This is a genomic window from Natronorubrum thiooxidans (assembly GCF_900156475.1).
Taxonomy (GTDB): Archaea; Halobacteriota; Halobacteria; order Halobacteriales; family Natrialbaceae; genus Natronorubrum; species Natronorubrum thiooxidans.
The window spans coordinates 60283-75082 of the sequence record NZ_FTNR01000011.1; the positions used below are offsets into that span (position 1 = coordinate 60283).

13 protein-coding genes are annotated in these 14800 nt (G+C 51.2%); 5 read left to right on the forward strand and 8 right to left on the reverse strand.

The genetic code is table 11. The features are described from left to right. Positions 1–290 precede the first annotated feature (290 nt). Positions 291–1247: an SDR family oxidoreductase gene (locus BW940_RS14575; protein ID WP_076609948.1), complete on the forward strand. Its 957-nt coding sequence runs from the start codon at positions 291–293 to the stop codon at positions 1245–1247. A gap of 68 nt (positions 1248–1315) precedes the next feature. On the opposite strand, the gene BW940_RS14580 is transcribed toward BW940_RS14575, so the two are convergent. After that, positions 1316–2086 (reverse strand): hypothetical protein, encoded by a 771-nt coding sequence (locus BW940_RS14580; protein WP_076609949.1) that lies wholly within the window; start codon positions 2084–2086, stop codon positions 1316–1318. Between the two features lie 866 nt (positions 2087–2952). Then, positions 2953–3822 carry a glycosyltransferase family protein gene (locus BW940_RS21100; RefSeq protein ID WP_143823908.1) on the reverse strand — a complete coding sequence of 290 codons (870 nt, stop codon included), beginning with the start codon at positions 3820–3822 and terminating at the stop codon, positions 2953–2955. A 177-nt stretch (positions 3823–3999) separates the two neighbouring features. Between BW940_RS21100 and BW940_RS14585 the strand changes: the two genes are divergently transcribed. Beyond that, positions 4000–5208 carry a glycosyltransferase family 4 protein gene (locus tag BW940_RS14585; protein ID WP_235847817.1) on the forward strand — a complete coding sequence of 403 codons (1209 nt, stop codon included), beginning with the start codon at positions 4000–4002 and terminating at the stop codon, positions 5206–5208. Continuing rightward, entirely contained in the window at positions 5201–6271 is a 1071-nt protein-coding gene (locus BW940_RS14590; RefSeq protein WP_076609950.1) for a glycosyltransferase, read from the forward strand. The genes BW940_RS14585 and BW940_RS14590 overlap by 8 nt, the downstream gene beginning before the upstream one ends. Here the strand turns inward: BW940_RS14590 and BW940_RS14595 are convergent. The 3 genes from BW940_RS14595 to BW940_RS14605 form a co-directional block, all read right to left on the reverse strand. Next, positions 6268–7377, reverse strand: coding sequence for a glycosyltransferase (locus tag BW940_RS14595; protein WP_076609951.1), 1110 nt, complete (start codon positions 7375–7377; stop codon positions 6268–6270). The two genes, BW940_RS14590 and BW940_RS14595, sit on opposite strands and share 4 nt — an antisense overlap. A gap of 114 nt (positions 7378–7491) precedes the next feature. Next, on the reverse strand, positions 7492–8370 hold the full coding sequence (locus BW940_RS14600) for a glycosyltransferase family 2 protein (protein ID WP_076609952.1): 879 nt from the start codon (positions 8368–8370) through the stop codon (positions 7492–7494). A 42-nt stretch (positions 8371–8412) separates the two neighbouring features. Continuing rightward, positions 8413–8802: a hypothetical protein gene (locus BW940_RS14605; protein ID WP_076609953.1), complete on the reverse strand. Its 390-nt coding sequence runs from the start codon at positions 8800–8802 to the stop codon at positions 8413–8415. A 427-nt stretch (positions 8803–9229) separates the two neighbouring features. Here BW940_RS14605 and BW940_RS14610 point away from each other — a divergent pair, with 427 nt between their 5' ends. Beyond that, positions 9230–10369, forward strand: a complete 1140-nt coding sequence (locus BW940_RS14610) for a glycosyltransferase family 4 protein (RefSeq protein ID WP_143823909.1) — start codon at positions 9230–9232, stop codon at positions 10367–10369. A gap of 40 nt (positions 10370–10409) precedes the next feature. Here BW940_RS14610 and BW940_RS14615 read toward each other — a convergent pair whose 3' ends face one another. The 3 genes from BW940_RS14615 to BW940_RS14625 form a co-directional block, all read right to left on the reverse strand. Next, complete coding sequence (locus BW940_RS14615; protein WP_076609954.1) at positions 10410–11219, reverse strand: glycosyltransferase family 2 protein; 810 nt, start codon at positions 11217–11219, stop codon at positions 10410–10412. A 28-nt stretch (positions 11220–11247) separates the two neighbouring features. Beyond that, entirely contained in the window at positions 11248–11826 is a 579-nt protein-coding gene (locus BW940_RS21520; protein WP_159440172.1) for a sulfatase-like hydrolase/transferase, read from the reverse strand. Positions 11827–12275: 449 nt separating this feature from the next. Then, on the reverse strand, positions 12276–14087 hold the full coding sequence (locus BW940_RS14625) for an ABC transporter ATP-binding protein (protein ID WP_076609956.1): 1812 nt from the start codon (positions 14085–14087) through the stop codon (positions 12276–12278). 248 nt (positions 14088–14335) lie between these two features. Here BW940_RS14625 and BW940_RS14630 point away from each other — a divergent pair, with 248 nt between their 5' ends. Continuing rightward, positions 14336–14800: a dTDP-4-dehydrorhamnose 3,5-epimerase family protein gene (locus BW940_RS14630; protein ID WP_076609957.1), complete on the forward strand. Its 465-nt coding sequence runs from the start codon at positions 14336–14338 to the stop codon at positions 14798–14800.

Sequence of the window (14800 nt, forward strand, 5' to 3'; positions counted from 1 at the left end):
GCCGAGGAACCCACAACAGACGTGACAGCAGACGACGGCACAACTGCAGACGAACGTATGACAACGGACCGATCGAAGTCGGTGCCACAGGGCTCGTAGAAATCTGCAACTGGCGTCGGGAAATCGCTGTCAAAAGATGGGTTGATTACGCGCTGAACAGGGATTGTCGCCGCCACACGGACGCGTTTTACTGCTCGGGAACCACGACTTCTGTCGTTCTCGCGACCTGGTGAGTTGGTCGTCAGACACAAGCCACATAACTTATATATCTCCGATTAAGACTCAGGGTTATGACCACATCTTTGGTGACAGGTGCTGCTGGATTTATCGGCTCGAATCTCGTACGAAAACTCCTTGATGAGGGCCACAACGTCCGTGGCGTCGACAACTTCGAGACTGGACGCCGACAAAACCTCGAGGGCGTTACCGACGACGAGTTCGAATTGTACGAACGCGACCTGGCGACCGACGAGCTGGCGGACGTTCTGGACGGTGTCGACTACGTCTTCCATCAGGCAGCCGTGCCATCGGTGCCACGCAGCATCGATAAGCCGCGGCTGTCGATCGAGGCGAACTGCATCGGGACGAGTGAACTCTTGCTCGCCGCGCGGGATGCAGACGTCGAGCGGGTCGTCGTCGCAGCCTCGTCGTCGATCTACGGCTCCAGTGGCAACCTCCCGAAGCGCGAAGATCAGCCCGTCAATCCCGAGTCACCGTACGCGCTCACAAAATACTGGACCGAAGAGCTCGCGATGCAGTTCTCGGACTTTTATGACCTCGATACGGTGGCACTGCGCTACTTCAATGTCTTCGGGCCGCGTCAGGATCCCGAGAGCGATTACGCAGCCGTCGTGCCGAAGTTCGCTCGACTGATGCTCAACGGTGAGCGACCGACGATCTACGGCGATGGCGAACAGTCGCGTGACTTCACCTACATCGAGAACGTCCTTCAGGCAAACTACAAGGCCGCAACGAGCGACGTCGGCGGCGAGATGTACAACGTGGCCTGTGGCGGCCGAGTGACGGTGAACGAACTCGTCGACGAACTGAACGACGTACTCGGAACCGATATCGAACCGCGCTACGACGATCCACGGCCTGGTGACGTCAAACACTCTCACGCCGATATTGACAAGGCGCGTGCGGACTTCGGCTACGAACCGACCGTCCAGTTCCGAGAGGGCCTCGAACGGACGGTGGAGGCTCTGCAGCAGGAAGAGGTTGAGAATACGTCGCCGACCGCGTGAACGGCGGCTCTGATGGCTGACCGCGCTGCGTGTGGATCTCGTCGAAGCAGTTCGGTCGGTGACCGAAGCTACTTTCGCTCGTTTCGAGGGAACTGTTTATACTCGGAGAGATCGAGTTCGTCAGCTTCCTCGACGGTATCTGACTTAGTCGGTGTAGGTTCGTTTGCTTCTTCTCGAGCGTAGAGTGGGGCTACGCGAGTAGTGTACTCGTCTCGGAGTCGATCAGTCGCTGCCTCGAGTTGGCCCTCGAACCGTTCGGCGAGGCCAATCCCACCGAAGAGGAACAGGACCCAGATGATCGGTTGGCGTTGTCGGACCGACGTGCCCACGTTGACGCTGATGAAGCCGTAAATCACGACGAACGTGAGGAATCCGGCGATGAGCGCGACGGTCGCTGGCAGCTGCCGCTTTCGCATGTACCAGACGCCGAAGGCGGCGAAAACGGTGTAAGCCATCGCGACGAGTCCCTCGAGCGAGACGATCAGATCGATCGGCGTCTCGACCATCCAGGGAAACGGGACGTACAGGAAGTAGATTGCGCCGACTGGGGCGAACGCGACCACGCCCGTGAGTGTCTCCGGAAGGTGGTCGATGAGATAGCCTGTTCGTGCACCCCGTTCCTGTTCTCGGATTCGAGCCGCACGGGAGAAAATGATGAAGTCCAGGAACCCCTCATTACCTCTATGACCACGATAAATCGTATCGACAAAAAAATCTAGCAGGTAGTTGAAGTATAGGTAGTACGAAGCGGGGACTGCCGCGACGATCAGGGCGGCACATTCTCGCCGCCATTGGACGATATAAAAGGCCATACCGACGGCAAGCGTCGCCGCGTACACCGGTGAATTCTCAAAACGTAGGATTCCAGCAAACCCAACTGCTAAGAGTGCGACACCAACTCGGACTGTTGGATGCCCTTGTCCGGGGATGATTACCAGTCTAACCGATGTCGTAAGACCAACTATAATTGCCGTATCGCGAAGAATGGTTGATTGGATCGCGACAAAACTGGGGAAGATGAGCAGTGGTATAGCTGCAAGCAACCCAGCAGTCGGGGAGTGGTAATGAGCAGCAATTAGATAGACGTTGTAGACAGCTAATGCGCCCAGAGCAGCCGTAAAGAGCTGTGCATAGATTTCACTCGGCCCTGGCAGAAGCCAGAACGGGGAAAGAAATACACCCCATGTTTCGTAAGCACCTAATGAAGTTAAGGCTTCAATTACCGGGATTTCACCGGTTGCAATCCGTTCTGCCCTCTTTGCATACCCTACCGTATCTGACCCATGATCAGGGTTCAGGTTAGTGAGGTTGGTTACTACAATCCCGCAGAGTCGGATAATAAAGGCGAGAATTAACACTGTAATTGATCCAAGGGTTTTCTGGTCCCACGACATCATTATGATACTACTGGAAAGAACCAACCATATGAACATTTGGATTTCGTTAATTAATCAAGGAGTATGGAATTCTCTGGGAGGCGCAATATCTCTCTGAATAACTACGTCTGGCCAGCTTAGTGTGCACGATTCATCCTACGTCGACACTGTTGGATGACTATCACAAAACGCTATACTATTCGGCGTTATTCGAACTGCTCAAATAATCATAACCACGATTAATGACACCAGACAACTTTTTTAAAGTATTCGAAAAAGATGGATGGAGTCATGACATAATGCCGAAGGACCCATATTTGAATTTAACCCTACCGGTGGGAAGCGTATAATTCACTCAGTTCATCTCGAGCATTTCTTAATTGTTTGGTAACACCAAGTCTATCAGTTATGGGTTTCACAGGTAATTTTTTCTCAAATATATCAATTACAGGTAATCCTCTAAATCTTTTCTTTTTTCCTTTGTATGGATACCGAATGTAATTCCCAACTACAGCACGGTCTCCGAGTTCTTCATTAATTATCGGTTCTAACCATTTTCGGTTGGTTGCATGGAGAATTTTCACCTCATATTTAGCGAAACCGCGTCCAAAGGTCCCAAAGTTATATTCTGGCGGAAGAATGGAAAATGCGACATCGGATCTGTACAGGGCTTCTCGAAAAGTTGTTTGTCCGTATAAGTTCCCAAAACTTGTCAACTCTTCCAAATTCCCATTTTTGATCTGATCTATCTGTAATTCTTTCCATAGCGAAAAAAAGTTATCCACATTATCAGAAGCTGATTTATACGCGACTACCCCGGTGTTCAGTTCCGGCAAGGCATCCGGAATCTCTTCTGTACCGATTATGTCTCTGCCTGTTGCAAATGCAGCAGCAATTTCAACTCGATCCAGTAAATCAAAGACAGGTGAAATATCACCTAGTATTAATGTATCTCCGTCTAGATATAGTGTCTTATCGTACGGTGTCTTGTTTAGATTATATATTTTGTCACGAAGGTCATCGTAAGCATCAATCGTTATGACATCATCAAACAGACTTGTCTCTTTTTTGTCTTTTAATTTTGGAGTAGTAAGGATAGAGGCAGGAAAGTCATTCGTTTCGCGTAACGACTCCGCTGATTCGACAGCTTCATCGAAAAACCGTTCACCAGTACCAACATACAGAACTCCTTTCGACACAGTTGAGTCTATTTCACATGTTCTATATATATATATTTTCTGTTTGTGAGTTTCGACATCTGTTTTGTAATACTCCTATTTCTCATTTAATTATTTTTTCACTTGAAAACATGTCTGGTCTGCCACGTATATATACTGATTTATATCAGTAGTCGAGATGAGGTTACGTACCGAACGATGGCACAGGAGAAATCGGTTGAGATCTTGTATATCTCATATACGGGACTGCTGGAACCGCTCGGACAGTCCCAGGTCTATCGCTATCTGGACCAACTCGCCGACCACCACGGGATCACATTGATCACGTACGAGAACTCGGAGGATCTCGAGAATACCGAGCGCTTCGAGGCCCTTCGTAAGGAGGTCGAAGCTGCCGGGATCGAGTGGCATCCGTTGCGGTATCATCGGTCGCCGTCGCTACCGGCCACGGTTTTGGATCTCGCCGTCGGGTTTGCTGTCAGTGTACGAGCGGTCAGGCGCAACGACATCGATGTCGTTCACACGCGTAGTTACGTGCCGTCGGTTCTCGGATTGCTGTGCAAGCGACTCTTCGGAACGCAGTTCGTCTTCGACATGCGCGGCTTCTGGGCTGACGAACGCGTCGACGGCGGAATGTGGGACGAAGGGGGACGACTGTATCGGACAGCGAAATGGTTCGAGACACAGTTTCTGACCCACGCTGATGTGGTCGTCTCACTGACTGAGGCCGGCATCGACGCGATGCAGGCGTTTGACCACGTCGACACCACGGAGACGCGGTTCGAGATGATCCCGACCTGTGCCGACCTCGAGCTGTTCACGCCCCAGCCCGAACACCGCGAGGAGGAGTTCGTCCTCGGGTACGTGGGTTCGGTTGGGACGTGGTATCTGTTCGACGATGTCCTCGAGTGTTTCGAACTCCTCCGGGAGCTACGGCCTGACAGCCGGCTGAAGATCCTCAATCAGGGCGATCACGACTACGTGTACGATCGGCTCGCGGAATTCGATATCGACGAATCAGCCGTGACGCTGAAAGCCGTCGAACACGACGAAGTCCCTGCTGAAATGAACCGGATGGACGCGGGGATCTTCTTTTATACGCCGACCTTTTCAAAGAAGGGGACCTCGCCGACGAAGATGGGCGAGTTCCTGGCGTGTGGTCTCCCGTGCCTGAGTAACGCGGCTGTCGGTGACGTCGAGTCGATCCTCGAGGACAACGGCGTCGGCGTCGCGCTGGATTCGTTCGATCCCGAGGAGAAACGAGAGGCAGTCGAACGACTGGTCGACCTCAGTACTACGCCCGCGACCGCAGCACGGTGTCGACAGGTCGCCGAATCGTACTACTCCCTCGAGCGTGGCGTCCAGGCCTACGACGAGATCTACCGGACGGTGGTCGACGATGGGTGAGCTCGACGCGCTGTTCCTGACGAAGTACGACCGCAAGGGCGCAAGCAGCCGCTACCGCTCGCTACAGTACTTCCCGCACCTCGAGGAGGCCGGGATCAACTGTTCGCACGCGCCGCTGTTCTCGAACGCGTACCTCGAGACGCTGTACGAAACGGGCGAGCGGCCGCTGGCGGGCGTCGTCCGGAGTTACCTCCGACGGCTTCGTGATCTGTTGACCGTGCGTGAGTACGACGTGATCGTCCTCGAGAAGGAACTGCTGCCGTACGCGCCGGCGCTGTTCGAACGGCTGCTCGGGCGACTCGAGACGCCGTATATCGTCGACTACGACGACGCGATCTTCCACAACTACGACCGATCCGGGAACCCGCTGGTGCGGACGCTGCTCGGAACAAAGATTGACGTCGTAATGCGCGAGGCCGACGCCGCCGTCGCCGGCAACGAGTACCTGGCCTCGAGGGCGCGCAAGGCGGGGGCCTCCCGGGTGGAGATCGTACCGACGGTGATTGACCTCGAGAAATATCCCCACGTCCCGCCGAGCGAGGATGGGCCGTTCACGATCGGCTGGATCGGCTCGCCGACGACCGCCCAGTACGTCGAGGCGATCTCGCCTGCGCTTCGGGCGGTCTGTGATCGACGCGATGCCCGCGTCGTCCTCGTGGGATCGGGTGCGGTGGAGTTGCCCGGTGTTCCACTCGAGGTTCGGGAGTGGTCCGAAGAGACCGAAGTTGAGGACATCGCCGAGTTCGACGTGGGGATCATGCCGCTGGTGGATACGCCGTGGGAACGTGGGAAATGCGGGTTCAAGCTGATCCAGTATATGGCGTGTGGGAAGCCCGTGGTTGCGTCACCTGTGGGAGTGAGCGCCGAGATAGCCGAAGAAGATATGAACGGATTACACGCCGAGTCACTCGAGGAGTGGACTGAGGGACTAATGGCACTCTGTGACGACTGGGAGCTAGCACAACGGATGGGTGAGCGCGGCCGGGAACGCGTGGAGACGGAGTACTGTCTGACTGTGACCGAACCGAAATGGACACAGGTGCTGCGGGAGGTCGCTGGTTAATCCTTCGCGACTGAAAGTAGCTCTTCCTCGTACTGATCGACTATCTTTTCGATCGTAAAGTCCTGTGCCCGCGAAACGAGTGGCTCGGTGTCTGTCGGATCGTCAAGCATCTCCTGGATCGCTTCTGCCATCGCTGCGTCGTCACCGACAGGGACGAGGGGACCGTATGTGCCGTCGTCCAGAATCTCAGCAGGCCCACCTGGACAGTCGGTGCAGACAACCGGTGTTTCACAGGCCATCGCCTCGACGATGACGTTCCCAAATCCTTCCCACGCTGAGGAGAGAGCGAACACGTCCGCTTTCGCCATGTAGGCATAGGGATTGTCGACGAAGCCAGGGAACGAGATCCGGTCGCGGATTCCGAGCTCGTTCGCTTGCTGCACGAGGTCTTGCTTCAGATCTCCTTTACCCAGAATGATCAGATGGGAGTTGTCATTTTCTATTTGATGTATTGCGTCGAGAAGCGTCGAGAAGTCTTTCTGTGGTTTCAGACTTCCGACGCCGATAACGACGTTTTTGTCGTCGTCGTTCAACCATTCGTGGTCAACTGGTTCGCGAGAGTTTTCTGGAATCTCGGGATCGAATGCCGAATTGTAGATGGTTCGCATCCGTGTTTCATCAATATCGGTTATACCCGCTAGGTCATGGGCCACACCATCGGAAATCGTGACGATTGACTCGGCATATGAATAGGTGAGTCGTTTAAGTATAGGGATGAGTTGGTATTTGCCATGTCGTTCTTTCATTGAGTTTATATTCGCGATTCTGAGGACGACAGGAATTGAGAGTGGGCGAGTTGCGACCACGGAGACGATATTTGGAATCTCCATCGTAGAAAGAAGAACATCTGTCTCGTTGTTACGGAGGTACTTCCAGAGGTTATATTGAATCTCGATAGTGTTGGATCCCCCAATTTCGGAAACGTCGATTTCTGGGTCAACCAGCGACTTGTACGGTCCAGTAGCATCTACCAGCACAAGTTCGACCTGGTACTCGCGAGCGTGCAGTTCGTTGGCGACGTTGACCATCATCTTTTCTGCACCTCCGCCGGTGAAGGAGTAGACAAACAAGCAGATCCGACTAGATGATGGGTAGGATATTGCCATACTGGCACCAGTCATTGAGATTATTTAATAGTGGCGAGAAGAGTTCCCACTAAGCTGATGATTTGGTTGGTTATCTTCTGAGCAATAGTCAGTGACATCAGTAAGGCCTTCATCCTAACTTTGGAGTTTTTCGTAGATGTACTGCTTAGTCACACCGGATGCACGAGCGAAGTTGGCTGCCCAATCAACTAGAAAGAGCCCAAGAATCCGCCTCCACGTCACTCCAATTTCTTCGCTCTGGAGCCGGGCCCTCATCTCACTTGGACCTCGTGGGAACAACATCCTCCCCCACCCGAGGACGGATGGGACTCGTCCACGCTGGACGCCACCCATACCGATTCGATGATTCTTCCGGAGTAGACTCCGGAATTCGCGGGCGGGGTGGTACACTGTTGCTTCGGGAGCGTAGTCCAATCGGAAGCCAGCGTCTGTCGCCGCCGATGTCCATTCCGTGTCTCCACCTGAGATGATGTCGGTCTGGAACGGGCCGATGGATTCGATTATCTCCTGTCGACAAAACAGGTTCGCTGTCGGAGCATTTCCGCTGGCGACTGCCTGTTTCGTCCTGAGGTGCGACACAGAGTCGTAAAGCTCTGCAAGGCTTCGGTTGGACGGATCGGTTGGGAGAAATTCAACTCGCCCCGCTACGAGATCGGCTTCCTCGTTCACCAGCGGTTCCACGCCTGTTTGCAGCCAATCTGGTTCGGGGATGCAGTCGGAATCAATGAAGGCGATATAGTTTCCTGATGCCTCCTCTAACCCTCTGTTACGAGCGGCGTACGAACTCTGAACCTCCCGCTCAAACACAAGAGTAACAGAGTGATTCCTCGCTACCTCCGGTGTCCGGTCAGTTGAGCCGTTGTCAACGACAATCGTTTCGAACGTATCATCTTGGAGAGTCTGCTTTGCGATCGATTTCAACAACTGATCGAGACCTTCCTCATTGTTGTAGACGGGAATAATTATCGAGATATCTGGAGAGTTGGACCTCATCTATAACAGCTGGGGTATGGAAAACTGTTAAAGATACTGTAATTACTTGGACCGACGTAGCGCTGCAGCGATGTCGGGATGATCAATGTGTTGGCAGACATCATGGCTTAGCTCGTCTTTTGATCCGGCGTCCCAGGCCTCGTCTCTGAGAGTTTGCCACTTCTCGTGTCGGGCCCGAACATACACAGGCACGACATTCAATCCGATGGTCTTTGCGATAGCCACGCGATGATATCCACGTTCCACAGTCAGCTCCCCCTCTCTGCCAATTAATAAATATATATTATCCAATACATTCTCATCCCCTTCTAACTCGGATTGGGGCTGATAGCCATTCGACTGGATGTTCTGATAAAGCCGTTCAAAGTCCGCGAGATGGTTTTCAGACACGTCCCAGTTAACATTAGGAGACTGGGCATCCTCATTATTCACCGCATTATCATGGTATTGCAAAATATATTTGTACTTGGGACTTTCCTCAAACGGTCTAGCTTTTCGATCCTAGGTTCCTCCAATAATACTGGTTTCTTCCGGTAGGGTGGTTTCGAGCCACGACTGGGATATCCGATGCGTAAGTTGTTCTACAGGGACGTCAAGTAACCTCGTGGGGTCGCCAAAGCCACGGTGCCCTCAAAGTCGGTAATACTGTGCTTTGAGCCGAATCCGTGTTTCGGGAGGGATTAAATGGCGTACCGATGCCACCAGAAGGGACCTGGGCCCTTCATCTCGAATGATTTTTAAAGCGCGTTTAGACCGTTTCTCCATTTCAGGAGAATAGAAAATCTCCCAAAGGAAACCATTTGCGGATAGAGCCTAATACTACCATAATCTATATTTGACAAGAGTGACCAGTACAATTGTGCGTATTTCAGTCCTCTGCCGAAACCTCACGAGTAATAGTCTCGGACGTGCTCATCTCTTAACAGAAGTTTTAGATCGCAATCACGAAGTAGAAATTGCCGGGATTGACTATGGTCAGGGCGTCTGGGAACCGCTTGAAGATAAGTGGGACTACAAAAGGCTTGGTACGACCGCTAGTATAGCAGAGTTCCCACGACGAGCGGCTTCCGTCACTGATCAACTTACTGGGGATGTTATCGTGGCATGCAAACCACGAACTACGAGCTACGGGCTTGCCTTGATTAAGCGGTATCGAGATGGAACCCCAGTCATACTTGATATCGATGATTGGGATACGGGTCTAATGCATACTGATAGTCGTCTCAAATCTCATGTCAAAAAAATAAGTCAACTAAACAATGTTAATAAAGGATACTACATTCAGTTACTCGAGAAAATCTCAAACCGTGCTGATGAGTTGATCGTTTCGAACACATTTCTTCAAGATAAATTCGGAGGGACGGTCGTTCCTCACGTGAGAGATACTGATACATTTGACCCAGAAAAATTTGACAAGGAAGCGATTCGCGACGAGTTTGGTCTCCCACAAGAGAAGACGATCGTTATGTTTAGCGGGACACCGAGAGAGCACAAGGGGGTAGACGATCTGATTCGCGCTATCAACAGTATAGAAAACGGCCAGATCATCGGCGTTATCGTTGGTGTTCAAGACTCCCAGTACGCCCGGTATCTCCGCAAACTAGCGGGAGACCGTGTCATATTTGTCGGTCCCCAGCCGTTCGATCTGATTCCAAAGTGGGTCGCAGCTGCAGATATCATTACGATTCCACAGAAGCGATCTCAGGCTACCCGTGGACAGCTTCCAGCGAAACTCTTCGATGCGATGGCTATGGGAAAACCAATCATTGGAACGAACGTCTCTGACATCCCAAAGATACTGGAGGGATGTGGTATCGTCGTTGAGCCAGACTCAAGTGACGCTATCGCCGAAGAGATTACGAGACTTCACGAAAACCCGGCGCTTCGAGAGGAGCTTGGTCGAAAAGCAAGAGAACGGTGTGTTGAAGAGTACAGTTATGATGCTTATGAACCGGTGTTGGAAGAGATCATCACTGATGCAATTGAAAATCATAAATAGAATCAAAATTTTCCAACCATATTATTTTAGGCGCGGTATGTCACCTCCTTATTAGTTTTCTCACAATCTTTTTTATTGTTCTAGTAAGTCCATGCATGCTCCATGAAATTATAAAATATCTAATTAATGAGGATTGGACTTTATTCTCTACAACTCGCCATAGGCCATATTTTTTCGTTGCTGGCCACGACCCGCCAGTCGTATGGATACAATCGCACTCTGAATATTCTTGGATCAATCTCAAAAGTGTCTTATCGTGACTTATTCCCCGCCAACCCCCGTCTGATTGATGCCAAAGATCTATAGGCAAAACTACTACACTCTTTCCGAGGCGTTTCATCCTTAATGAATATTCAACTCCATAGAGATGCCAGCCGGGGCAAAGCGATGGTGAAAATGGTTCTTCGTTGAAAACATCATTGGGAACAATCAATAACAGTTCGTCAAGAGAATCAACTTCTGTTGGGTCTAAAATTGGCATTCCACGCTCCCATTTACGTTGGGATTCACCATGATGGATTACATTCACGCCTTCGGCGCTACATTCGCCCGTCTCTCGAACTCCAGCAGCACCAGCGACGCCTAAGTCATCGATGGTATTCAAATGCTGACGAACCTTAGAAAGATAGGACGGCGGAAGTTTAACATCTTGGTGAATAAAGAAATAGTAGTCTCCACTTGCTTTTGTTGCACCTGCATTAAGTGCAGCAGCAGCCGAGTCATATACACCCTCTCGATTATCAATGAAAATCCTCTCAAAACTCCTGTATTCTTGTTGATCTAACCCTCTTTCCAGAAAATTTTCCAATTTTCTTTTATCATTATACACAGAAATAATACTAAAGTCCATGGTATTAAATTTATTATAATTGTATAATCTAAGTAGAATCTTCCAGATACCCTGTGGCAACGAGTCGTTCTCGCACTGACTCTGGAATATCATCACTATACTGTGTGTCGTCCTTTCTGACCGTGCTATTTCCTGTACCTTTCACCCATGATAATAGTGGCACCTCGAATAGTTTTTCATGAAACACAGCGGCGCGTTTATAATTATGACCATACCCTCCATTTTCACCAAAGAGTTCCCCGTGGTCACTCGTTATGATAATATTTGTCTCTGGTGGGACAGTCTCCACTAGCCGCTGTATCGAGTCAAGACAGTTACGACAAGCACTTATTTGCCAGTCATGTGCGGTCTCATAGTTAGGATCGCGTTCATCATCGGCCAATTTATTGATAAGATCGTCGTGTGAAAGATCACATCGTCCTCCATAGGGATAATGAGTTTCGCTAAGATTGACCAAACCAAACCACGAGCCATCCGCATCATCTACACATTGTATTGCTATATCAATTTTATTTTCAACCGGTGCATCTTCACCTGGCATCTCCCACCGATCAAAGTATCTATATGTCGGCGAATCAATATACCAGTTATTATGAAGATAGCCCATAGAAACTACACCCCAGGATGTATTGTGATATCGTGTTAGTGGAACATAGGTCGATGGATAATCGTTTGCAAACCCTGTACCATCAGAAGCATATGGGATGCCACCACGTACAATCGCTTCATGAGAGGGAAGCGTCCACGGCGCGTGCGAATGTGCTCTCGTGGGTGACACTGGAAAATCATCGTTGTATGCCTCAACGAAGGAATCATACCGACAAGAATCAAGTACAATGACAAGCGTTGGATGAGGCTTCGTGGGCGTAGTCGCATACCAGTCTCGGATTCGTCTGGTTATCTCCCTCGGTAGGCGAGGTTCCGCAAGCTTATATATTGACTTTAAGTGCTGGACAGCTCTTGAGATCATATACTTACTAATTCGGAAACAAAGACAGTAAATATGTTTTTCGATTTATATATGTAATATCATCATATCTGACAACATATATGGTATTAATCACTCGCAGATCCAGCAACGACTTGTCTGTCGTACAAGCCAGCATACTGGCCATTCTTAGAAATTAGTGTCCGATGATCACCACGTTCGACAATCTTCCCTTGATCCATCGCATAGATCCGATCTGCATTAGTTACCGTTGAAAGACGATGTGCCACGACGACCATTCCGTAGTCACGATCCATCGCTTCAATAGCCGAATGGACTTTCTCTTCGAGACCGGTATCCAGATCGCTAGTGGCTTCATCCAGGAGCAGGAAATCCGCGTCTTTCAACAGTGCGCGAGCGATAGCGATCCGCTGTTGCTGCCCACCTGACAACCGAACTCCGTCATCACCGAGCTCGGTATCGAAGCCGTTTGGTAGGTCGTTGAAGAACTCTGTCACCTGCGCGATCTCACAGACCTTCTCAATTTCTTCTTGAGTCGCATCGCGGTTCCCGACCGTCAGGTTGTATCGAAGCGTCTCATTGAAAATAAACGGATTCTGTCGCACGACAGAAACACGCTTTCGCCATTCCTGAATCGGGAATTCGTCGATTGGAGTACTATCAGCTCGGATCTCACCCGCGTCAGGTTCGTACATCCGCGCGAACAGCGAGATGATCGTCGACTTCCCAGCGCCAGACTGCCCGACGAATGCGACGAACTCGCCGCGTTCGACGTCGAAGGACACGCCACGGAGCACCTCATCGTCACTCGTCTCGTAGGAGAAGCGCACATCGTCGAACTCAACGCGTTCAATATCCGATGGAGCTTCATCTCGAACGGGTTCCGGCTCACTGTAGTCATCCATTTCATCGAGGAACCGCTGGGTGCGAATCAAGTGGGGGAGCTTGCTGTCGAGATCGTAAATAACGTTCGACAGGACGCTCACTTTCGGACCGAGACGGAAAATTGCGAAGAGAAAGACTGCTAGCGCTCCGAGTGAAAGGGATGTGAATGCGATCGCCACATAGATTAGCACAAAGACAGTAACCGCAATGACTAGTTGATAGAAGTTCTTGATAATCGCCTTATTACGACTGATTCTGATCGAAGATCGAACCGCAGTTTCTACTGCATCGCTGAAACGGGTAAACAGTTCGCCGCGCATACCGAACGCTTTGACATCGCGGATTCCCTGCGTCCCCCCCTGTGCGGCTGTCTGAACCTCTTCGTTGGCTTCGGCAAGGCGACCCCCCACCGATGCGCCTGATTCTAGACCAAATTTGAATAGTAGCACTACTCCACCAAGGACGACTCCTGTAACCAGAGTTAACCACGGAGCGATAAACAGTGCGATTCCGAAATACATGGCTGCGAGAAGACCCTGCTCAACCAGTCGGACAAGAATCTTGATTACGCTACTGGCGTACCCTGACTCAGTAATAATGGCATTCAGAATCTCGTCAGATCCTTCTTGATCGAAATATGAAACCCGCGCGTCGAGAGCCTTATCGTACGCGTCAGTACGAATTTCCTGTTTGTAATATTGACTGAGAGCGGCCTGGAACCAAGCGACTAAGAAACTCGAACTGTAGCGTATCGTCATCACTGCAGCGACACCCGTCACGAGATATCCAAGCGTAAACGGAATACCGAGCGTCTGATACAGCGTAACGAACATTCCGAGTACTCCACTTGCTTCGTCGGGATCGACCTCACCCTGAGCGAGTTCGAGAATCGGGAGAATAAAGCTCAGCCCCACGGCTTCGAGCCCCGCAGCAACCACACTGAGAATGATCACACCGAGCGTAAACGCGGGGCGAAACGCAGCTACACGACGAACCGCGGCGGCTTTCTCGCGGTACGTGTAGTCGTCACTCATTGGGTACAGCCCCTCCACCGATGAGATGGTCGTTCGAGTCCCTGTCTCCCACAGACCGGGTCGAAAATGGAGAACGTCCAGTCCGTAATAGGTCGCCAGTCGTACATTAGTCTCTCAGAACAAATCTTGAAACCCCACAAATTAGTCTTTGTGTTTCGCTGCTACTCCGCTGGCAGCGACAATTTTTAAGCGATCCGTCAGTACATGGAAATTGTTATATTGATCCATTGACGACCACACACTATCTTATGATACACGACCTCGAAGTACGCGAACTCCAGGTGAACGCCGACGAGCGCGGGCATCTGGTGGAGGTCTTCCGCGAGGACTGGGACGAGTACGACCCGGAACCCGCGATGAGCTACTACTCGATGACCTACCCGGGCGTCGTTCGCGCCTGGCACAAACACAATCGGGGACAGATCGACCACTTCGTCTGTCCGAAAGGCCGCATCAAGGTGGGCGTCTACGACGACCGAGAAGACTCGCCGACACAAGACGAACTGAATACGTTCGTCATCGGCGAGCACAACCAGCAGGTGATCCGGATCCCCGGTGACTGCTGGCACGGGTTCAAAGCGATCGGCGACGAGCCGGCAATTCTGCTCAACTACCCCACCAATCTCTACGACTACGACGATCCTGACGAGGAACGGATTCCGTACGACACTGACAAAATCCCACTCGACTGGGAGGCACCCGTCCACGGATAA